At 60.9% G+C, this 21,510-nt stretch carries 17 protein-coding genes and 2 pseudogenes; 10 read left to right on the plus strand and 9 right to left on the minus strand.

Going from position 1 to position 21,510, the window contains the following annotated elements; translation table 11 throughout:
- Nucleotides 1-17: 17 nt before the first annotated feature.
- Entirely contained in the window at nt 18-782 is a 765-nt protein-coding gene (locus ACL0K2_RS01125) for an SDR family NAD(P)-dependent oxidoreductase (RefSeq protein ID WP_045161958.1), read from the plus strand.
- Nucleotides 783-1,060: 278 nt separating this feature from the next.
- Here the strand turns inward: ACL0K2_RS01125 and ACL0K2_RS01130 are convergent.
- A pseudogene (locus ACL0K2_RS01130) lies at nt 1,061-1,411 on the minus strand (HU family DNA-binding protein); the annotation flags it as partial.
- A 270-nt stretch (nt 1,412-1,681) separates the two neighbouring features.
- On the minus strand, nt 1,682-2,110 hold the full coding sequence (locus ACL0K2_RS01135) for a DUF2141 domain-containing protein (protein ID WP_045161959.1): 429 nt from the start codon (nt 2,108-2,110) through the stop codon (nt 1,682-1,684).
- A 200-nt stretch (nt 2,111-2,310) separates the two neighbouring features.
- On the opposite strand from ACL0K2_RS01135, the gene ACL0K2_RS01140 reads away from it, so the two are divergent.
- Nucleotides 2,311-2,787 carry a GreA/GreB family elongation factor gene (locus tag ACL0K2_RS01140; protein WP_045161960.1) on the plus strand — a complete coding sequence of 159 codons (477 nt, stop codon included), beginning with the start codon at nt 2,311-2,313 and terminating at the stop codon, nt 2,785-2,787.
- A gap of 230 nt (nt 2,788-3,017) precedes the next feature.
- Here the strand turns inward: ACL0K2_RS01140 and putA are convergent, their stop codons facing one another.
- On the minus strand, nt 3,018-6,965 hold the full coding sequence (gene putA / locus ACL0K2_RS01145) for a trifunctional transcriptional regulator/proline dehydrogenase/L-glutamate gamma-semialdehyde dehydrogenase (protein ID WP_413043578.1): 3,948 nt from the start codon (nt 6,963-6,965) through the stop codon (nt 3,018-3,020).
- 300 nt (nt 6,966-7,265) lie between these two features.
- Here putA and ACL0K2_RS01150 point away from each other — a divergent pair, with 300 nt between their 5' ends.
- The gene (locus ACL0K2_RS01150) at nt 7,266-7,724 is read left to right on the plus strand and encodes an ATPase (protein ID WP_413043579.1); all 459 of its coding nucleotides are present in this window, start codon (nt 7,266-7,268) and stop codon (nt 7,722-7,724) included.
- Between the two features lie 37 nt (nt 7,725-7,761).
- Here ACL0K2_RS01150 and ACL0K2_RS01155 read toward each other — a convergent pair whose 3' ends face one another.
- Together ACL0K2_RS01155 and ACL0K2_RS01160 are read right to left on the minus strand one after the other, a co-directional pair.
- Nucleotides 7,762-8,850 (minus strand): endonuclease/exonuclease/phosphatase family protein, encoded by a 1,089-nt coding sequence (locus tag ACL0K2_RS01155; RefSeq protein WP_413043580.1) that lies wholly within the window; start codon nt 8,848-8,850, stop codon nt 7,762-7,764.
- A 212-nt stretch (nt 8,851-9,062) separates the two neighbouring features.
- Nucleotides 9,063-10,766, minus strand: coding sequence for a glycoside hydrolase family 5 protein (locus tag ACL0K2_RS01160; protein ID WP_239609367.1), 1,704 nt, complete (start codon nt 10,764-10,766; stop codon nt 9,063-9,065).
- Nucleotides 10,767-11,389: 623 nt separating this feature from the next.
- On the opposite strand from ACL0K2_RS01160, the gene ACL0K2_RS01165 reads away from it, so the two are divergent.
- Both ACL0K2_RS01165 and ACL0K2_RS01170 read left to right on the plus strand, forming a co-directional pair.
- A complete protein-coding gene (locus ACL0K2_RS01165; protein ID WP_045161964.1) occupies nt 11,390-12,523 on the plus strand; it encodes an aminotransferase class V-fold PLP-dependent enzyme in 1,134 nt (377 codons plus the stop codon).
- A gap of 230 nt (nt 12,524-12,753) precedes the next feature.
- Entirely contained in the window at nt 12,754-12,972 is a 219-nt protein-coding gene (locus tag ACL0K2_RS01170; RefSeq protein WP_239609369.1) for a hypothetical protein, read from the plus strand.
- 149 nt (nt 12,973-13,121) lie between these two features.
- Here the strand turns inward: ACL0K2_RS01170 and ACL0K2_RS01175 are convergent, their stop codons facing one another.
- Entirely contained in the window at nt 13,122-14,159 is a 1,038-nt protein-coding gene (locus tag ACL0K2_RS01175) for a UV damage endonuclease UvsE (protein WP_413043581.1), read from the minus strand.
- 188 nt (nt 14,160-14,347) lie between these two features.
- Here ACL0K2_RS01175 and ACL0K2_RS01180 point away from each other — a divergent pair, with 188 nt between their 5' ends.
- Nucleotides 14,348-16,324 (plus strand): ATP-dependent helicase, encoded by a 1,977-nt coding sequence (locus ACL0K2_RS01180; RefSeq protein WP_239609371.1) that lies wholly within the window; start codon nt 14,348-14,350, stop codon nt 16,322-16,324.
- 104 nt (nt 16,325-16,428) lie between these two features.
- Nucleotides 16,429-17,049, plus strand: coding sequence for a glutathione S-transferase (locus ACL0K2_RS01185; RefSeq protein WP_413043582.1), 621 nt, complete (start codon nt 16,429-16,431; stop codon nt 17,047-17,049).
- 6 nt (nt 17,050-17,055) lie between these two features.
- Here the strand turns inward: ACL0K2_RS01185 and ACL0K2_RS01190 are convergent, their stop codons facing one another.
- Entirely contained in the window at nt 17,056-17,940 is an 885-nt protein-coding gene (locus ACL0K2_RS01190) for a LysR substrate-binding domain-containing protein (RefSeq protein WP_045162073.1), read from the minus strand.
- Between the two features lie 117 nt (nt 17,941-18,057).
- Here ACL0K2_RS01190 and ACL0K2_RS01195 point away from each other — a divergent pair, with 117 nt between their 5' ends.
- From ACL0K2_RS01195 to ACL0K2_RS01205, 3 genes and pseudogenes are all read left to right on the plus strand, one after another.
- Nucleotides 18,058-18,693, plus strand: coding sequence for an FMN-dependent NADH-azoreductase (locus ACL0K2_RS01195; protein ID WP_239609373.1), 636 nt, complete (start codon nt 18,058-18,060; stop codon nt 18,691-18,693).
- Nucleotides 18,693-19,004, plus strand: a complete 312-nt coding sequence (locus tag ACL0K2_RS01200; RefSeq protein ID WP_045161970.1) for a DMT family transporter — start codon at nt 18,693-18,695, stop codon at nt 19,002-19,004. Before ACL0K2_RS01195 ends, ACL0K2_RS01200 begins: the two co-directional genes overlap by 1 nt.
- Nucleotides 19,001-19,162, plus strand: a pseudogene (locus ACL0K2_RS01205) (amino acid ABC transporter ATP-binding protein); the annotation flags it as partial. The gene ACL0K2_RS01200 and the pseudogene ACL0K2_RS01205, both read left to right, overlap by 4 nt.
- A gap of 6 nt (nt 19,163-19,168) precedes the next feature.
- Here the strand turns inward: ACL0K2_RS01205 and ACL0K2_RS01210 are convergent.
- Both ACL0K2_RS01210 and phrB read right to left on the minus strand, forming a co-directional pair.
- The gene (locus ACL0K2_RS01210) at nt 19,169-19,930 is read right to left on the minus strand and encodes an SIR2 family NAD-dependent protein deacylase (protein WP_413043583.1); all 762 of its coding nucleotides are present in this window, start codon (nt 19,928-19,930) and stop codon (nt 19,169-19,171) included.
- 131 nt (nt 19,931-20,061) lie between these two features.
- Entirely contained in the window at nt 20,062-21,489 is a 1,428-nt protein-coding gene (gene phrB / locus ACL0K2_RS01215; RefSeq protein WP_413043584.1) for a deoxyribodipyrimidine photo-lyase, read from the minus strand.
- Nucleotides 21,490-21,510: the final 21 nt, after the last annotated feature.

Consider the following 21,510-nt stretch of genomic DNA (forward strand, 5'->3'; position numbering starts at 1 on the left):
ATCGAAAGAGGAACAGCATGAATAGCAAGGTCGTCTTCATCACTGGCGCCACATCCGGGTTCGGGCGCGCTACGGCTCGCCGATTTGCCGAAGCCGGTTGGTCGTTGGTCCTGACCGGTCGCCGCTCGGAGCGCCTGGAAACGTTAAAAGCCGAACTGGACGGTAAAGTACCCGTTCATGTCGCGACGCTCGATGTGCGCAAGAACGAGGCGGTCAAGGAAGTGATCGCCGCGTTGCCCGAAGCCTTTCGGGCCGTGACCTGCCTGGTCAATAACGCGGGCTTGGCGCTGGCCCCGGAGCCTGCGCAGAAGACCGATCTGAACGACTGGCACACCATGATCGATACCAATATCACCGGCTTGGTCAATGTCACCCATGCACTGCTGCCGACGCTGATCGATACGGGCAAGGGCGCCAGTATCGTCAATATCGGTTCGGTGGCAGGGCAGTGGCCGTATCCCGGCAGCCACGTATATGGGGCCAGCAAGGCCTTCGTTCAGCAATTCAGCTACAACCTGCGCTGCGACCTGATCGCCACCGGCGTGCGCGTCACCGATATTGCGCCGGGCATGGCCGAAACCGAATTCACCCTGGTCCGTACCAAGGGCAATCAGGCGGCGTCCGATGCCCTTTACAGCACCACCACACCGTTGACGGCAGAAGATATCGCCGAGCAGATCTTTTACGTCGCCACATTGCCTGCGCATATCAACATCAATCGGTTGGAGATCATGCCGTCGCGCCAAGCGTGGGCGGGCTTCGCGGTCGATCGCGACAAATAGACCTAGGGTGGGCTGGAGGCGTGCCGCTGCAGCCCACCGAGCAACACTGTACGGTTCGGAGGGCTGAAGCCGGTCTGCAACGCCACAGGCACAGCGGCAGCGTCCCATGAGCACGCAAGGTGCTGGGATTCACAGGGAGATGGTTGTTCAGATCGAAATGCAGCAGGCGCTCTGGAGAGCGGTTTTGCGAGAGTAGACGAAGAGGGGAGCAGCGGGGCGTTTTGATCAGGCGCTGCGTCCACAAGGGACGTCAGCGGCCCGGTTTTCGAATGAGGTGCTTAGTTCACCGCATCTTTCAGCGACTTGCCCGGCTTGAAGCCCGGCAGCTTGGCTGCGGAAATCTTGATTGTCGCGCCGGTCTGCGGATTGCGACCGTCACGCGCAGCACGCTCTTTGACGGCAAAGGTGCCGAAGCCGACCAGCGTCACGCTGTCGCCGTTCTGCAGGGTATTGGTCACGCTTTCGGTGAAGGCATCCAGTACACGGGTGGCAGTGCTCTTCGGAACATCGGCGGAGGCTGCGATAGCTTCAATCAACTCGGCTTTATTCACGGGTGTGGCTCCAGATTGGGTTGGGTGGTCAGTATAAGCAGCGTCTCGCCCTGTCGCCTGCGGCAAATTTCCTCTTTTGTAAAAAAAATATGTTGGCCGGCTGACAAAATCGCATGTTGCAGCTGATCCGGACGCTTCTGTCTGGACAGCGTCCTGTCAGCTTCGGTTCATTGCCCGCCCGACCATCGGCTATTGCTGCAATCGCTCCCCGCGACGCCTCGTTGCAGGCGTTTGGTGACGGTGTGGCCCTGGTTTGGCCGGGCCAGGCATGCGCGTGGCTGGCGATCCGGCGGGACTCGCTCAGGCACCGAACCGACACGCCGATCTGCCCGCCGGGACCGGCAGCGGCTAGTAGCGAATATCGATATCCAGTTCGGTCGGCGCTGTGCCGCTTACCGCGAACTCGCTTTCTTCGAACGTCGGCGGGCCCATCACCTTGGGGTTGTTGGACAGCCCGTAGCCCTCCGTGGGAAACATGCCGAAGCGGCGATCCAACTCGCCGTTAGCGTTCTCATCGTGGTAGACCATGATGGCGTACTGGCCGGCGGGCACGTCCTCGAACAGCAGCGTGACCGTACCTCTCGCCGCCGGGGCCTCCTGTGTGGCGAAAGCCTTGTCGACCTTGCGAAAGCTCTTCGGGTCGGAAAACAGCGCGACCCGGACAGCCCCTTGGTCATGCTGGATGCCGTTCAGCCTTACGGTCAGTGCCTGGCCGTCGGCAAATGCCGCACCGCTCGCCGAAACGGCAAGCAGCAGAAATACTGCGCGTAGTGTCATCGATAAGCTCCGGTGGTTCGTCTAGCATCATCTGGCTGCAGCGGTCCGCGCGGCGACTCCGGCACGTTGCGGATCGGGCGTGCCATAGTGGCGTCGTTGCGCTCGGACGGCCAGCGCGACGCGTCACAACAGCACTGGGTCATGGCTCTCCGCCGCCTGCGATGCCATGCTAGCCGGCCACTCCTCTCACCCGAGCCCGCATGGATAAGATTCATCTGCAGACGCTGATCATCGACAAGCTGCTCGCCGATCTGAGGATCGCCGAGGACGCACTGAGGGCGTCTCACGAGGCGGCCACTCATGCCGAAAGCAAGGCGGAAAACAAATACGACACCCGCGGGCTGGAAGCGGCGTACCTGGCGGACGGCCAGCGCCGCCGGGTCGCAGAAATCGAAGCGGCGCTGGCGAGCTATCGCAACCTGCCTATGCGCGATCTGACGGGCGAGCCGATTCGGCTGGGTGCTCTGGTTTCGCTTGAACTGGCGAGTGGTTGCCGGTGGGTTTTCCTAGGTCCGGACGCCGCAGGGCTGAAGGTAAAAGTGGGCGAAACCGAAGTGCTGGTCATTTCTCCGCATTCACCGCTGGGACGGGCCTTGCTCGGTTGCCACGAGGGTGACGAGGGCAAGCTGCTAGTAGATGGCCGACCCCAGCAGTACGGCGTACTGACGATCTGTTGATGGGGGAGCGCCAGCCAGAGGTGGTGTCTCAGGCTTTACTATGTCTTGATACAGTGAAGATACGTTTCATATTCAGTTAGTTTACATCATATTTTGCATCTGGTTTGTCATGTTTATGGCTTGGCATGAGAGGCTTGCGTCGGAGCGAAACTTTGGCTCTGCGGGAGACACAAAGCCCGCTTTCGACGCTGGTTGCGCGTACTTCATCAGGGCTGCGGTGCGTTCGGGGCTCAGCCGATGGTCATCAGGCTGGCGTTGCCGCCGGCCGCCGCGGTGTTGATGCTCAGGGCGCGCTCGATCAACAGCCGCTCCAGCGGGATATCGGTTTCGCCCGGCGCCAGCCCTTGCACGCCGACGATAGGGCCGCTGCGCTGGGACAGTCGCTGGTTGACGTCACGCAGTTGGTCGGGCTCGCCATGGTGCAGCACCGCATCGAAGCGTACGGCGTCACTGGTCCAATCCGCGACGCGGATGATTCGGGCTTGCACGGCTTGGGGCAGCTGGCCGATCAGGTTGCTGCTGGATGGGTTATCCGCCAGTACAGCTTCGCTGCCGACGGTCAGCACTGCCGCTAGCTGGGTCAGTAGATCGCGTTCATCCTCGGAAAGGCACAGCACATATTCGCGTGGCAGCAGGCTGTAGCTGTTGCGTTCCCCTGTGGGCCCGTTGAGCAGCCGCGTGGTGCCGCTCTGGGATTGCTCGGCGTAGCGATCGCACAATGCGGCCAGTTCGCCTCGGCCATTGTCGTGCGCCCATTGCCTGAACTGCTTGGCGGCAGCGGTTTGCGCCGGAGGCTGCTGCACCTCGGGCAATGTCTGAGCACCACCGAAGTTCAGCGCGCGCAGCAATGCATCGTAGGGCCGCTCCGACAGCAGGCGATACAGATACAGTGGACCGCCGGCCTTGGGTCCGGTGCCCGAGAGCCCCTCGCCGCCGAATGGCTGCACACCCACCACTGCGCCGACAATGTTGCGGTTGACGTATAGATTGCCAACCTTGGCGCGGTCGATGACTTTGGCGATGGTTTCGTCGATGCGGGTATGCACGCCCAGGGTCAATCCGTATCCGGCGGCGTTGATCTGGTCCAGCAACTTGTCCAGATCGGCACGGCGATAGCGCAGCACATGCAACACCGGGCCGAAGATCTCCTGCTGCAACTCGTCCAGGCGTTCCAGCTCGATCAGTGTGGGCTTCACGAAGGTGCCATGGGCACATTCCTGTTCGTCGACGCGAGCCATCTGATGCACCCGGCGGCCCTTGTCCCGCATGGCCTGTAGGTGCCGTTCGATATTGTCCCGCGCTTCGGCATCGATAACCGGACCGATGTCCACCGCCAGTCGCTGCGGGTTGCCCATGCGTGCTTCGGCCATCGCCCCCTTGAGCATGCCGATGACCCGTTCGGCAACGTCTTCCTGCACGCAGAGCACACGCAATGCCGAGCAGCGCTGACCGGCGCTGTCGAAGGCTGAGTTCATCACGTCCATCACCACCTGCTCGGCCAGTGCCGAGGAGTCGACGATCATCGCGTTCTGGCCGCCGGTTTCGGCGATCAGTGGAATGCTCCGCCCGCGCTCATCCAGCCGTCCGGCGATGCTGCGCTGGAGGATCGAGGCGACCGCCGTAGAACCGGTGAACATCACACCACGAACGCGCTCATCACTCACCAGGCGCGCACCAACGGTTTCGCCGCGCCCGGGCAGCAGCTGCAAGACACTTCTGGGAATGCCTGCATCGTGGAGTATCTGCACCCCAAGCGCGGCGATCAGCGGGGTTTGCTCGGCCGGCTTGGCCAACACCGTATTGCCGGCGCCCAGTGCGGCACAGACCTGGCCGGTGAAGATCGCCAACGGGAAGTTCCAGGGGCTGATACAAACTACCGGGCCGACTGGGCGGTGGGTGTCGTTATCGAAATTGCCGTTCACTTCGGCGCCATAGAAGCGCAGGAAGTCCACTGCTTCGCGAACCTCTGCGATGGCGTTGACGTAGGACTTGCCCGCTTCACGAATGAGCACGCCCATCAGCATCTGCATGCGCTGTTCCATCAGATCGGCAGCGCTTAACAGCGCCGCCGCACGTTCTTTCGGCGCAGTGGATTGCCAGGCAGCAGCATGCTCCACTGCGCAACGCAGGGCATTGTCGACATCCTCCTCGCTGGCTTCCTGCACCTGACCGACCACGTCTTGCTGATCCGCAGGATTGAGCAGCGGCTCGACCGGCATCGTCGAAACCGTCTCGCAGCCAAGCTGAGGCGCCGCCGTATGGCGCTGATGGGCGCTGGCGAGCAGGGCGGAGGAGAGCGAGGCCAGGCGCTGTTCATTGGCAAGGTCGATGCCGCACGAATTGATGCGACCTTCACCGTATAGGTTGCGCGGTAGCGGGATTCGCGGGTGAGGCAAGCCAAGCGTGCCTTCCGCCGCGAGCATCTGTTCGACGGTTACCACCGGATCGGCCACCAGCTCTTCCAGCGAAATGCTCTTGTCGGCAATGCGGTTGACGAAGGAGGTATTGGCGCCATTTTCCAGCAGACGCCGCACCAGATAAGCCAGCAGCGTTTCGTGGCTGCCGACCGGGGCGTAGATACGGCACGGCCGGTTGAGTCTGCCTTCGCCCCTGCCGACCACCTGTTCGTAGAGCGGCTCGCCCATGCCGTGCAGGCACTGGAACTCATACTGACCGGGGTAATAGTTCTGGCCGGCGAGGTGGTACACCGCGGCCAGGGTGTGGGCGTTGTGGGTGGCGAACTGAGGGTAGATTGCCTCGGGCGCGGCGAGCAGCTTGCGTGCGCAGGCAATGAAGGACACATCGGTGTAGGCCTTGCGGGTGTAAACCGGGTACCCCTCGAGGCCGTTGACCTGTGCCAGCTTGATTTCGCTGTCCCAGTAAGCGCCCTTGACCAAGCGAATCATCAGCCGATGGCGGCTACGCTTGGCCAGATCGATCAGGTAATCCACTACATAGGGGCAGCGTTTCTGATAGGCCTGGATGACGAAGCCGATGCCGTTCCAATCGATCAGCGAGGGTTCGAAGCAAAGCCGCTCCAGCAGATCCAGCGACAGCTCCAGGCGATCCGCTTCTTCGGCATCGATGTTGATGCCGATGTCGTAGCGCCGCGCCAGTTCGGTCAAGGACAGCAAGGTCGGGTACAGCTCGTCCATCACGCGGTCGTATTGCGCACGGCTGTAGCGCGGATGCAGCGCCGACAACTTGATCGAGATTCCCGGGCCTTCATAGATGCCGCGCCCGCGCGAGGCCATGCCGATGGAATGGATCGCCTGCTCGTACGAGGCCAGATAGCGCCGCGCATCTGCGCTGGTCAGGGCCGCCTCGCCGAGCATGTCGTAGGAATAGCGGAAGCCTTTGGCTTCCATGGTCTGCGCATTGCTCAGGGCTTCGTTGATGGTTTCGCCGGTGACGAACTGCTCGCCCATCAGCCGCATTGCCATGTCCACGCCTTTGCGGATCAGCGGCTCGCCCCCCTTGCCGATCAGGCGGTTGAGCGAGGAGGAGAGGTTGGATTCGTTATGCGTGGCGACCAGCCGGCCGGTGAGCATCAGGCCCCAGGTCGCGGCGTTGACGAACACCGACTGGCTGTTGCCCAGGTGAGGTTGCCAGTTGCCGGTGCTGATCTTGTCGCGGATCAGCGCATCGCGCGTGCCTTTGTCTGGCACGCGCAACAGGGCCTCAGCCAGACACATCAGTGCCACGCCTTCCTGGGACGACAGCGAGAACTCCTGCAGCAGCCCCTGCACCAGGCCTTGGCGTCCGCCAGCGCTTTTCTGATTGCGCAGCTTCTCGGCGATACGCAAGGCCAGCCGGTGCGTGGCTTCGGCCCTTTCCGGCGACAGGCGCGCCTGCTCCAGCAGGACCGGCACCGCTTCCGGCTCCGGACGGCGGTAGGCTGCGGTAATAGCCGCGCGCAACACCGACTGCGGTAGCACGCTCTCGGCAAATTCGAGAAACGGCTGGCTATCGGATGTGATCTCTACGTCCATATGATCGGCGACGTGTTCCACCGGGGCGGCGCCGAGAGGGGCTGTGCCGCTTTCCAGCTGTTCGAGGTAATTCAGCAGCGCCTGTTTTACCAACCACTGTGGCGTGCGGTCGACCTGCCGGGCGGCTGCCTCGAGTCGATCACGGGCAGCCTCGTCTAGCTTGATGCCGAGCGTAGTGGTCGCCATGTCGCTGTCCCTCTGTCATGCGATGTGGTTGGTTCGCCAGCCCCATCCTGTTAGTCGGAGCGTTGCACTGCCTTCTAGCAGCGTAGACCCTCACGGCACCGCAGTCGGAAGGTGGCGGCGAGCGGTAAAACCCTGATACAGCTCGACACGCTCTTGTTGGCAGCCTATTCAGCCAGTCATGACTAATCTTCAACCATGGACCGTAAGGCCATTGTTCGAGGATTCGGGTGAGCCGTCTGCGGACGCGGCATCTACTCGTCAGCGAGTGGCTGCGTACCATCGAAAGGCGTGGAGAGGAATATGAAAATTGAACGATTCGAAGACCTCATCGACTGGACCCGCGATACCCACCGAGAGCTTTCCAGATGCCTGGGACGCAGCGCTTTGCGTCACGAAGAACAGCGAGCACGATGGTTGCTGGCCTATCTCGCTGATCACGAAAAGGTCCTGGCCAATACCATTGAACGTGTGGAGCGCCACGCTGATCCGAAAGCTCTGCGTACCTGGATTTATGACTACGTGGCGCGCAATCCGGTGATTCGCAGCCAGCCCCAAGCCATGCCGTACGCGGCGATGAGCGTTGAAGAAATTTCCTATGAAGTTTTCACCATTCACAATCAGGTGATGGATCTGTATCGCTCACTGGCACGCCGAGCCGAAATTGACGGTGCGCGGGACCTCGCCAATGATTTGCTGGCGCTCGAGTCTCACGAAACGATGCGTCTGGCGGTGCAGTTCAACCGGGTCGACGAGGTTTGAACGTTGGCCCCAAGTAATAGGGCAGGCGAAACCGGTTTCAGCGCTTTTCCGGCTCAGGCACATCGGATTCGCTGAGGTCTTTCTCACCCATTTTTTGCGCGGCCTCCTGCTCGTCTGCTGCGTCGCCTTGCAGGCTCTGTTGCTCGGAGGCGGGGTCGTACTGCAGTTCGACCAATACGGGGAAATGATCCGAGCCGAATGATGGCAATCGCTGGATACGCACCAGCTGGAAATGGTGGCTATGAAACAAGTGGTCCAGCGGCCAGCGCAGGTACCAGTGCTGGGCATGAAAGCTGTTAATCATGCAACGACCGACCCGCGGGTCGAGCAATCCGCTGATTTTGCGGAACAGGCGTGTGTTGGCCGACCAGGCGACATCGTTGAGGTCACCGGTCACGATGATCGGTGTGTCGGGCTCGTCGTCCTGAACGCTTTTGGCCACCAGCAGCAGCTCGATATCGCGTTCGGTGGATTCGTCGTTCTCCGTGGGGCTGGGTGGCGCCGGATGCAGGAAATGCATGCGGATCGCCAGCCGGTCGTTCAGCCGGACCTGCGCATGCATCGATGGGACATCCTCCTCGACCAGAAAGCAGGTTTCGGCATTTTCCAGCGGCAGTCGCGACCACACATGCATGCCATAGAGGTTGTCGAGCGGACATCGGATGCAGTGGGGATATTCCTCGGTCAGCTCTTCGAGCTGCGTCTCCCACCAGTCATCGGTTTCGAGCGTCACCAGTACATCGGGTCGATGTTCGCGGACCAGACTTTTGAGCATGTCGGCCTGACGGTTCGGCATCAGTACATTGGCCGCCATGACACGGATACGAGGTCTGGTGCGACTGGTGTCGGCGGACTTTACTTCGGGCCGCCATAACCGGGTGTACGGAATGATCCACCAGGCCTGGTAGCCGAGACAGCCGGCAGCTGCCAGCGAGATCAGGATCTGCAGCGGCTCGGAGTAAGACAACAGCAATGCCTGGGCCAACAGCAGTACCAAGGCCAGTGCGCACAGCTGCAAGCGAGGGAAATCCAGCCCTCGCACCCACCAGGCGGGATGCTTCCAGAGTGGCAAAAGGGTCAGTACGACGAGCAGGCCCGTCGCTCCCAACAAGATGCCTTCCGTCATACCCGATCCTCGGCGTTTTTCAGGTCCACGTCATGCCAACCTTTCCGGTACCTGAAACCAGGCACAAGGAATTCGTCCCATTGACCATTGAATGGTTCCGTTTGCCTGAGGTTGTGGTGAACAAGGGTGGTTTGCAGCGAGCGCGAGACCGGGCGCAAAAAAGGCCTGGCACGCAATACGTGGCAGGCCCTCAATGACGTATTTGCAGAAGGTTACATCGGTTCGCCAATCGCAGCGCAACTATTCGGTGTATTGGCGTGCTTGCGCAGAACCGGCAGTTGGGGCTGTTCAGCGCCCCCCGATACGTCGAGCGCGAGGATGTATTTGCCCCACCATGGGCCGCCGGCCCAGTACGTGAGCGGCACGCAATTCTCGCGCAAATAACCGAGGAGATTGTCCATGGCGACGATCGCGTCGGGCGCATAGTTCGGTACGCCCATCTCGCCGATGAAACCGCGCAGATTGTTGGTTCGCAGCCAGTCCACGAAGGGTTTGGCGCGGTTGATTCCCAGGTCCGGCGCAAAGGTTTCGGTCTTGTCGATGTACAGGCCCGAGGTGTCGCGGTCCAGATACATATGGGCTTCGAAGATCAGCTTGTTCGCAGGGTCGCGCATCCAGGGATCGGCAATCAGTTGAGTATTGGACTGAGGCCAATGCCATGCGCTGGAGAAACGGTCGCCGGCAACGTAGATCCAGTGGGTCTTATCGACCTTGCGAATTTCCTTGGCTGCGGCCAGTGCCGCTTCAGGCCAAAGGCCCTTGGTGTTCGGCTCGTTCATCAGGCCGTAACCGCTGAGCGCTGGGTGGCTACCGACCTTCTGCGCGATGCGTTTCCAGGTGTTGGCGAACGACGGGATGGGCACCGTCTCGGAGCCAATCGGCTGCTTGTAGTAGCGGTAGTAGTTATGCATGTCGAGCACGACCTTGACCCCGTACTTCTGCGCGAAATCGAGCGACTGGGTCAACAGTGCCACTTGCGCGGCGTCGAGCTCCGTATTCAGCCGCGGTTGTATGCGTTCCCAGAGAAACGGCAGGCGAACCAGCTTCAGGCCTTGCTCGGCGTACTTCTTGTAATACGACTCGGCCGGATAGATGTAATTGGTGCCGTGCTTGCCGGGCAGCACAGAAGGCCCGAAAGCGGCCCCGGACAGCGCAACGCCTACCAGCTGCACCGGACCGGACGCAGGCAGCACTGCTTCTGCGACCGGAGCGGAAGGCGCGGCGGGCTGAATCGTTGGCGCAGCCACCAGGCTGAGCTTGTTCGGATAGCCCACCACGTTGCCGTCGAGCGCAGGACCGCTCATGAACACGCTCAGAGCGCCGCTGGCGGGCTTGACCGAGGTAATCGTGCGGACCCGGCCGTCCGCCGTGCGCACCGACGCGCCCGCTACGAAAGCGGCCCTGTTTTGCGCGGTGGCCGCGACCGATACGCCAGCAGAGGCGCGCCAGGAACCGTTCAGCCAATACGTGTTGGTGAATTTGTTGATCAGCGCGGCGTAGCTTGGCGCAGCGACTGCGGTGTTGCTCGGCGCGGTTGTAACCGGCGTTGGGGCGGGTACGTTGCTAACACTGAGTCGGTTGGGATAGCCGACCACCGCACCATTCAGTGCTGGGCCGTTCATGAATATCGTCAGCGCACCGCTGGCGGGCTTCACCGACGTGACGGTACGTATCTGGCCGTCGGCTGTCCGTACGGCGGTGCCGACACGAAATGCCGCAATGTTCTGCGCGGTAGCGGCGACCGAAACACCCGCCGAGGCACGCCAGGAGCCATTCAGCCAGTAGGTATTGGTGAACTTGTTGATCAGCGCCGAGTAGGAAATTGCCGATGTGCTGGTGCCGTTGACCGTGGCTGCTTGAACATCGTTGGCGCCAGGGCAGAAGCCCAACAGTGCGGCTAGGGCGATGGCGGACATGAGGCCTTTGCGGACGCTCGGAAAAGCTGTGATGGGCATTTGACTCACCATGACAATGAACTTTCAAACGCAAAAAGCGCGGCGTTTAAATGAAGACGGGATATCGAGAACAGCGCTGTGAAAGCAGGTGAAATCCCACAGGCAGAACGAACCCTTTGGCGAAACAGAAGAGCGGATGGGTGCAGTCCCGCTTCGTTGGGTAGCTTTATAATTTGTTTTATAAATAGATGGAACTACGTTCGACCGGATACCGACGTCAATAATACGTCCGGTTGTCTGGGTGTGATCGCTTTGATATTGAAAGGCTACTATTAGGTGCGCTCTGAGCCAGCTAAATCTGGCGCCTGGTTAATTAATGGCGCCATTTTTTTGAACATTGATAACGTGTTGATCAACCGTTAATTGATGCAAATCCGACAAACGGTAAGTTGATGTTTGAACTTATCCGAATCGGCTCGATTGATTCCGTGCTCGCCTCGTTCGCATGATCGGCGAGATGGCTTCATAACGACTTTGTCTTTTCGTTGCGGCGGTGAGCGAAGAACCAAGGATTGGTAGTGCTTGTAAAGCGGTCGGGCTTCGGGCAGGGTCGAAGTCAGCTCTCTTGTTGCGGAGTCATCTCCATGTCGGACCTTTACCCGCTCGTCGACCCTGATGGGCTGATCGAATATTCGGTCGTCTTCACGGACCGCTCGCTGAATCACATGTCCCGGTCGTTCCAGACCGTGATGACCGATATTTCCGCCACCCTCAAATCCGTTTACAACGCCCACGCGGTGGCGGTGGTGCCCGGCAGCGGCACGTTCGGCATGGAAGCGGTGGCACGCCAACTGGCACATGAGCGCAGCTGTCTGGTGATTCGCAATGGCTGGTTCAGTTATCGCTGGACCCAAATCTTCGAGATGGGAGGTATTCCCTCGCACGCCACCGTGCTCAAGGCGCGACCGCAAAGCCAGAGCCCCCAGGCTGGATTCACGCCCCCGCCTATTGACGAGGTGGTTGCCATCATTGCTGCACAGAAACCGGATCTAGTGTTTGCGCCGCACGTGGAAACCTCGTCTGGGATAGTCCTCACGGACGACTATCTGCAGGCGGTGGGCGAGGCGGTGCATGCGGTTGGCGGTTTGTTCGTGCTGGATTGCATCGCCTCCGGCGCGCTCTGGGTGGACATGCAGGCCAGCGGTGTCGATGTGCTGATCAGCGCGCCGCAGAAGGGCTGGAGCGCATCACCTTGCTGCGCATTGGTGATGCTCAGCGAGGCGGCCCGGTTGCGTGTCGAGGCAACCCAGAGCAGCAGCTTCGCATGCGATCTGAAGAAGTGGCTGCAGATCATGCAGGCCTATGAGCAGGGCGGGCATGCCTACCACGCGACTATGCCGAGCGACGCCTTGGCGCGGTTTCGTGACGTCATGCTCGAAACCAGAGGCTATGGTTTCGAGCAGCTTCGTTCGCAGCAGCAGGAGTTGGGTCGCAGGGTGCGGGCGCTTCTTGCCGAGAAAGGTTTCAACAGCGTTGCGGCGACTGGCTTCGAGGCGCCTGGTGTGGTGGTGTGTTACACCACCGACAGCGGAATCAAGAATGGCAGCAAGTTCGCGGAGCAAGGGCTGCAGATCGCCGCGGGCGTACCGCTACAGTGCGACGAACCGGCTGATTTCCAGACCTTCCGCATCGGCCTGTTCGGACTGGAAAAGCTGAGAAACCTGGACCGTACCGTCGAGATTCTGCAGCGCGCGTTGGGGAAGATTCTCGGCGAGTAACAGACGACTCGTTCGATCATCGATACGTCGTCGTATGCCACCGAAGCTGGGCGACGATGGAGTTGGCAACCCTTATCGAGCCGTTTGGCTTCGTTCGAGCTGTTGGGGAAGATCGCTGGAACCTGCGTCCTAGACACATTTTTGAAACAAAATTGTGTTTGCGCATGTGCTCAGGGTAGCTACGCTGAACCTTATACAAGGCTTACTACAACAACAAAGAGGGGCTCAGTATGATCAACAACCAGAATGCTCAGGTCGTTGCACTCGAATTGTGGCGCTTCTGTGCACATTGCATAGCCATAATCGTGGTTGTAGGAGCGGTACTTATCGGTTTCCTTGGATCATGGGAGCTCGCGCTGAAGGTCGGTGTGTTGCCGTTACTGGCTTTGGTCGCGGCTGACCTGTTGGCCAAGCGCAGGGAGCAGCACATTCAAGTCAGAAACTCCTGACTTCCATACCCTGCGCAAACCGTCACGTGGGTTGCGCAGGGCTTACACCGAGCGGGAAGCGGCGTCCAGGCAGGCCGGGGCGCAGTGAATGCCGACCATCTTCCCACCTCCCCGCAACGATTCCCGCAGGTCCTTGTGTTGCGACGGCTTTACTGGTTTTTGCCGTTGCCCTCGTCCGCTAGGTAATCGGCGTAGTAGCTCAAGGTCGCAAGATTCTTGTCCTTGGCCTCGAACATCATGTCGAACCGGTCGAGAAATTCCCGAGCATACTGATTGGTCCAGTCGTTCCACATGCGCTTGCTATGGCTGTACAAGTCGCGCTTGCTGACCTTTGCCAGCAGAGCCGGCATCTCAAGTTTTTGCTCTGCGTCGAAGCCCAGTTCCATCAGGCTTTCCGGCGGCTGCGAGTAATGCATGGTCGGCCGCACGCCATGCCAGCTGTCGATGATCCGCTCCACCCGTGGGTCGTGCGGGTCGATGTAGTCATCCTCGTTGATCCAGCAGTGGTGGATGTCCAGCACAACTGGCGCCAGATCGGCCAGCGCCAGACAGTCATCGACACCGTAGGTTTTCTCCTCGTTTTCGAAGGTGATGCTGTAGCGGGCCTCCTGGGACAGGCGCGACCATACCGCCCGTATGCCTTCTACACCCAGGCGACCGGCGATGTGAACGTTGCATTTGAAGTCCTGGAACTGCCGGCCGAAGCCCATCATGCGGATCATGTCGGCGTGGTACTCGAACTCCGCCAGGCTGTTTTCCACCACCTGCGGTTTGTCCGAGCCGAGTACGCAGTATTGGCCGGGGTGCAGCGAAAGGCGGATGCCCAGTGACCTGGCAGCGGCGCCGATTCTGGAAAAACCATTCTCGATCATTTTGCGCACGTCGGGCTGGCGGTAAAAGTCTGCGGCTTCGGGGTGGCTGTAGAAGGGCAGTAGATCGCTGCTCAGGCGCAGCATGTGCAACTGTTTTGGCAGCGTGCCGACGTAGTCGAGCAGCCGCGATTGTGCCGTCAGGTTGTGCTCGATGATGTCGCTGAGCTTTTCCCGTGCCACGTCTTGCGACACGCTGTTGAGCCAGCGCAGCGTGGTCGAACGCGGATTGAAGGCGCGTTCGATGGTTTCCAGCTCCTTCAGCGACTCGCTGTGGCCGGGATGGCGGTACATGCAGGCGAAACCGATTCTGAACATAACGACCTGTGGTGAGCAGCACTCCTGAGCCGGGTGCTACAGATGGTTGTCCTCATTAGTGCCCAGACCCCGCATGGCGTGCCGTTAATCTGACGAACGTTAGTTGATCGATCCCTTGCGTGGACGCCAGCCGGCGGCGAAAAACCCTTACCATAACAATCACCTGTTGATGCACCGGTTGGTTTTTCATGTTGTCTGCCGTCAAGCGCTACAAGCTTCTGCTGTCAGGGGCCCTGACACGTTGTTTCCCTCGTACATCGGCTTATTTGCAGTCGGAGGAAGAGTTGGTGCTGCGGCGCTGGCCCAGTGCCACCACCAGTACAGCCAAGCGCGCCACCAAGAAGCCCGGCACCCCGCCGGCCAAGGTCGGTCGCGCGCCCAAGCAATCGGCCGGGGAGAAGACCGTCAAGCCTCGGGTTGCATCGCGCAAGGCTGCTAGCGAAGGCATTTACGGGCCGGCAAAGCTCGTAGTCGACGACCCGCAGGTCCAGGCAATGCGCTTGCGAGTCGGCCGTGCAGTCGAAGCGGGCGTGATCTGTGCGCCTTCGGACGAACAATGGGCAATGATCCTCAGCGATAGCCCGGTGACGCGGATCTTTGCTGGGGCCGGCTCGGGCAAATCCACCACGCTCGTGTTGCGGGTGGTCTTCATGCTCTGTCACATGGGCATCGCGCCAGAGCGGCTGACGGTGATTTCCTTTACCAATGCTTCCTGCGCGCAACTGCGCGAGCAATTGATTCGGGTGCTGGGTTTCTGGAACTTCGATTTCGATCCGGCCAGTGCGCGCCAATGCGTGCGAACCTTCCACTCGGCGATGGCGGTGTTGGCCAAGGACGTGCTGGGCAAGCCGGTCTGGTTCGAGCAATTGGACGAGAAGGGCGCATCACCCACCGACCTGGACAATCCACTGACCACCGCGCGTCTGCGGCCGGCACAGCAGCGTCTGCTGAAACAGGCCTACCAGAACTGCTACGCCGAAGATCAAGATTTCCGTTCGCGGGTGCACGAGCTGCTGCAGCTGCCGTTGCCGGACGAGTCGAAGCGCAAGCGCGTACCCAAAGCGCCGCTCGACAAGTTCAAACTGGTCGGCGAGTTCAGCGCGGTACCGTTGTTCGAGGCCTTCTACGTGCAAGCCGGTTTTATCGAGAGCATCGGCATCCGGATCGAACAGATGCAACCGGACCGGATGGACTGCTCCGCAGCTGAACGTGCGTTCATCGAAGCGCTAGGCCTGTTCTGGCAGCATTTCCAGGCTCTTCTTGAGCGTGAAGGGCTGACCACTTTCAACGGTGCCTTCCAGGGGTTGACTAAACGCTTGGCCGATCGCGGCCTGCCGCCCGCCGCCCTGGCACCGTTCAGCCATCTACTGATCGATGAATTCCAGGACATCTCGCCGCAGATCGTGCAGTGGCTGCAGGCGCTGCATCGTGCGCTGGCCCGCCAGGGCGAAACGGTGAGTCTGATGGCCATCGGCGATGACTGGCAGTCGATCTATGGTTGGCGTGGCAGCTCGCCGGAACTGTTCATGGATTTCGATAAGTACTTCCCCGGGCGCGGCGCGTCGAAGAAGAGCAGGGTGCTGATGCTGGAAACCAACTACCGCTCGATCGAACCCATCATCCGCGACGGCGAGGCAGTGCTGGGCGACGTGGCGTTCAAGCAGGCAAAGACCAGCCAGGCGGCCAAAGCGACGCAGCCGGGAGACCATGGGGTGAAGCTGATCACCCGTTTCGACGTGAAGACGCAACTGCCTGATCTGGTCCGCGAGATCCAGGCCCAGTGCGAACATGTCGGCAAGCGACCGAACGCGGACCGCAATGCGGTATTGGTACTCAGCCGGCGTAACGAACCCTTGCGGGCCATCGAGGCGCAGCTGGACCGCAAGTTGCCGGTCAAGACCTACACCATTCACCGCGCCAAGGGCCTGCAGGCGGAGGTTGCGATTATCGTCGATGACTGCCTGCCAGCTGAGCGTCACCCTCTGCGCAACGCGCTGTATGCCTACTGTGGGTTCTTTCGCAACAGCTACGATCAGGCCATGGCCGACGAGGCTTTGCGCCTGGCCTATGTGGCGATCACCCGTGGCGTCAGTCGGGTGTTCTGGTACACGCACAAGCCCCAGGGTGCAACTCGGCTGCTGGCTGGCAGGGGGAGGAGTCGGTAGCGATATACCGTCCGATGGCGCATCGCAGTGCTAGCTGATGTCACCGGTTTACCGCTAGGGTGCAGGTTTTGGCGCGCAGCGCTGGCGGATGAGAGGGTAGATGCATGGTGAAGCTCTGGGGTCGGATCAATTCAACGAACGTGAAAAAGGCGCTGTGGTGTCTGGAAGAACTCGGTGTGCCCTACACACGCATCGACGCCGGTGGCACCTTCGGCGTAGTCGGTGAGGCCGAATATGCTGCGATGAATCCGAATCGCCTGGTGCCCTGCCTGCAAGACGGCGAGCTGGTGCTCTGGGAGTCCAACTCCATCGTCCGCTACCTCGCCGCGCAATATGGCGCAGAACCGCTATGGAATGCCGATCCGCGCCGGCGTGCCGAGGCGGACAAATGGATGGACTGGGTAACGTCATCCTTGGCCGCACCCTTCCGTCCGCTGTTCTGGAACATCGTGCGTACCGCACCGGAACAACGCGACATGGCGGTGGTGCAGGCGGCGCTGGCGGAATGCGGCAAGTTGCTGGCGATCGCCGATCGGACGCTCTCAGAGCAGCCCTATCTGTCCGGCACCTCATTCGGCATGGGCGACATTCCTCTGGGATGTTTCGCCTATGCCTGGTTCGAGATGCCGATCGACCGGCCGGATCAGCCGCACCTGCGCGACTGGTATGAGCGATTGCAGCAGCGTACGGCGTATCAGACCGCGGTGGTTACGCCGCTAACCTGATCGGGTTCAGCGGCTGCAGGATTCGTTGGTCAGCCAGTCGAGGAAGGCCTTCACGGGTGGGTGGCGCTCGCGGCCGGGGACGCAGAGCGCCGTATAGGAGGCGCCGGACACGGTAATTTCGCTGCGGTAGGGCTGCAACAGCCCCATTGCCAGGCTCTGCGACACCAGCACATTGCTCGCCAGCACCAGACCCTGTCCTGCAATGGCGGCCTGCAAGGCGTAATGCTCCTCGTCATATTCACGCAGCTCGGCGGTGTCCATCCATGTCTCGCCCGCAGCCTCGCACCAGGCTTTCCAGCTGCGATCATAGAGCTGCGAATTGCGCCAGCGCACGGTAATCAGGGTCAGGCGCGTTGGGTCGAGCGACGCCAGCAGGCCCGGTGCGCCATAAACGCCGAAACACTCGTCGAGCAGGCATTGACTGTGCAAGCTGGGGTGATCGTTATAGCCATAGCGGATCACCAGATCGATGCTGGCATCCTGATGCAGATCGAGCAGTTCGGTGCTGGTCTCGACACGCACCTTTATGCCTGGGTGAGCCTGATAGAAGTACCCGAGCCGCGGGATCAACCAGAGTGCGGCGAAGGCCGGCGTCGTGGACAACGTCAGGCTGCCGGTACTGGGTTGGGGGCGCAAATGGTCGACCGTTTGCACGACGTCCAGCAGCGCCCCATGCAGACTGCGAAACAGCCGCTCGCCGCAGTCAGTCAACCGTACGCCGCGGGCCATCCGCTGAAACAACGGTACCCCCAACCAGCCTTCGAGCAGCTTGATCTGATGGGAAACGGCAGTGGGCGTTACCGCGAGCTCCTCGGCTGCTGACTTGAAACTTTTCAGCCGCGCCGCCGATTCAAAGGTGCGTAATGCAGTGAGAGGCAGATTCGCGAACATATCGATGCTCAGGTGAATTGAATTCATTCCGGACGAGTATTGCTCATTTGTCGTCCGGGCTGGCAGCAAATAACTTGGCTCCTACAGCCGCACTGGCGCGGCTTATGGAGGTCACTGATGAAAAAAATTCTAGCTGTGCAAGGTAGCCCACGAGGCGAGCGTTCACACTCTCGGCGTTTGCTCGACCACTTCCTCGAGGCGCTGACAGCCGAGCAGCATGGCGCTGAGATCACGCATCGGGAGGTAGGGCGCGTTTCATTACCCGCAGTAACCGAAGGTTGGGTTGCAGCCGCCTTTCACGACCCCCTTACCCGTTCCTCGACGATGCAGGCGGACCTTGCTCTCAGCGATGAGCTGGTTGATGAGTTGCTCGCCACGGATCGTCTCGTCATCGCCGCGCCCATGTACAACTTCGGTGTTCCCAGTGGGGTGAAGGCCTGGATCGACCAGATCGTGCGCATCGGCCGGACCTTCGACTTCACCCCCGAGGACCCGACGAGCCAGTACAAACCACGGGTCCTGGGTAAGCGCGGGTTGATCATTACCACCCGAGGTGATCGCGGCTACGGTCCGGACGGTGTGAACGCCCACCTCAATCATGCCGATACCCATTTGCGCGATGTACTGGGACTGATCGGCATTACCGACGTCGAGGTGGTTGCAGTGGAAAACGACGAGTTCGGTGGAATGGCATTCGAAGATTCCTACCAGGCTGCGCAGCGGCGTCTGGCGCAATTGGCGATGGACTTCTGATGGCCAGCGGCTGGGCATTCCTCCTGCTGGCAGCTGGCTTCGAAGTGCTGTTCGCGATGTCGATGAAGTATGCCGAGGGTTTCACTCGGTTGCTTCCCAGTGGTTTGGTGGTCGTCGGCGCGAGCGCGGGGATTTATTTCCTGACGTTGGCGCTGCGCGATCTGCCGGTGAGCATCGCTTATCCCATATGGACCGGTATCGGCACGCTGGGCACGGTGTTGCTGGGTGCCTTGCTGCTGGGCGAGGCGCTGACGCCGCTCAAGCTCCTGTCGATCGCACTGATCGTGGCGGGCATTGCCGGTCTCAAGTGATGGTCATCACCCATGAGATGCGCTTCGCCCGTGAAGTGGGCTGCAAGCTGGTGTTCATGCACCACGGTAAGGTGTATGAGGTTGGCGATTCCCGCGAGCTGTTCGCCAATCCGCAGACCATCGAGCTGCAACAATCTATCGGCTCGGTCAGCCTTTAACGGCGCTCAGCGATCCCCGAACGCCTGCGCGACCAGTGCCGGCAGCTGTTCGCCCGCTGGGCCAGCCAAGGTGTATTCCCGTTCGCGGTGCTGCCTATGGGGCAGGGGATTGACGTGGACGATGACCGCCCCGGCACGCCAGGCAAGCCCAGGAATTTCTGCGGCGGGATAAACCATGCCGGAGGTGCCGACCGAAATCAGCAGGTCGCACGTTTCAGCGGCTTGGAGGGCGGCGCTCAAGGCAGCGGCAGGAAGGTTTTCGCCAAACCAGACGACACCGGGACGCAACAGGCCGCTGCAAATGGTGCAGCTTGGCGGTTGCAGCCGACGGCCGCCTTCCGGCTCGTTGGGCATGTCCAGCGGTTGCTTCGGGGATTCGCCACATTTGCAACAGCGCGGCTGATGCAAACTGCCGTGAAGGTGAACGACCTCGGTGCTACCGGCGCGCTCATGCAGATCGTCGACGTTCTGTGAAACGAGCGTGAGACGGGGCACCTGTCGGGCCAATTCGGTGATGGCCAGGTGGGCCGCATTTGGCTGAGCCTGCAGGACCTTCATGCGGCGCCATTCGTACCAGCCCCAGACCAGCGCGGGGTCCGCTTGGAAAGCTTCGGGTGTAGCCAGCGAGGTGGCATCGAAACGCGCCCAAAGACCGGTAAGCGAGTCGCGAAATGTCGGAATGCCACTCTCTGCCGAGACGCCAGCACCGGTAAATACCACCATATGGCGGGCTTGGCGCAGTGCCTCGATCAGCGGGGCAGGGATCATGGGCTCGGCTCCTGTCGATTGTTCATGGTGAAGCTCTTCGCTTCTCAAGGCGCAATCAAAACACCGCGTCACGTCGATTCCAATCGGTGCGACAAACCGGCATTGGCTTCAGCGCAGCGAGAACGGATGAATCACAGTCGCTCGCCCAGATTCCTGAAGGCGGACAGGGCGCGCTCGCGGCTCGTCGTCAGATCCACGATCGGCAGCGGATATCCGGGGGTACCGAAGAGCCCGCTGGAAGCGCGCGGGTCGTGAATGTCTCGGTTGCTCAAGTGAGCCAGCTCCGGCAACCATTGCCGCAGAAAGTCACCGTGCGGATCGAATTTGGCCGATTGGCTGAGTGGGTTGAACAGGCGGAAGTAGGGCACCGAGTCGGTGCCGGTCGAGGCGCTCCATTGCCAGCCGCCATTGTTCGCGGCGAGGTCGCCATCGATCAGGTGCCGCATGAACCAGCGCTCACCTTCGCGCCAGTCGATCAGCAGGTTCTTGCTCAGAAACATGGCGACGATCATGCGCAGTCGATTGTGCATCCAGCCGGTCGCCAACAGCTGACGCATGGCGGCATCGATGATCGGAAAGCCGGTGCGACCCTGTTGCCAGGCCGCCAACTCGTCGGGTGCGTGGCGCCAGGGCAGGGCCTCGGTTTGGCTACGGAAGGCCCGACCCATCGAAACCCTCGGATAGCCATGGAGGATGTGTTTGTAGAACTCCCGCCAGAGCAATTCGTTGATCCAGGTGACAACACCCGGATTACCGCTGTCCAACTCGCCCTGGTTCATTGCCAACGCGGCGTGTAGGCATTGTCGCGGCGAAATGACGCCCGCAACCAGGTATGGCGACAGCCGACTGGTACCGGATTGAGCGGGAAAATCGCGACGCTGTTGGTACTCGGCCAGGCCATGCTCGGCAAACGATGCCAAGCGCTTGTGTGCCGCCTCTTCACCTGCGGGCCAGCGCCCACGTAATACGTCGCTGGGCGAGGCGAAATCTGCAACGGCCGTTGGTACCGGATCGCTAGGAACGGGTATCCAGGCTTGCGGGGCGGGCACTGGCAGGCAGCGCGGCAGCGAATGGCTCAGGCGCAAATAGCAAACCTTGCGGAACTGACTGAAGACCTTGAAGCAATCGCCCGCGAGGGTTTTCACACTGCCTGGCGCAAAGAGCAACTGATCCAGGTGCCGCTGAAGTCTCGTAGGGGTATTGCGAAGTGCTTCGGCGGTCGCCTCGTCGCGGCGTTGCTCGTTCACTCCGTACTCATCGTTGATATGCAGGGTGTCGATCTGATACTGACGGCACAGATCGACGATCTGCGCCGGTGCCGCCTGCCAGTGTTCCACACGGCGAATCAGTAACGGCACGTTCAGCTCGGCGAGACGCGTGGAGAGCACGCCCAGGTTGCGCAGCTGGAAATCGATCTTGCACGCGGCGTCGTCATGGGCGAGCCATTGCGCGGGGGTAATCAGATACAGGGCGACGGTGGGACCGGCATTCATAGCCGCGGCCAGGGCGGTATTGTCGGCAACGCGCAGGTCGCTGCGCAGCCAGAGCAGTTGAGTCATTTCAGATTTGGTTTCCAGTCG

Origin of the sequence: Pseudomonas sp. YJ42, from assembly GCF_047225135.1 — a bacterium.
Taxonomy (GTDB): Bacteria; Pseudomonadota; Gammaproteobacteria; order Pseudomonadales; family Pseudomonadaceae; genus Stutzerimonas; species Stutzerimonas stutzeri_E.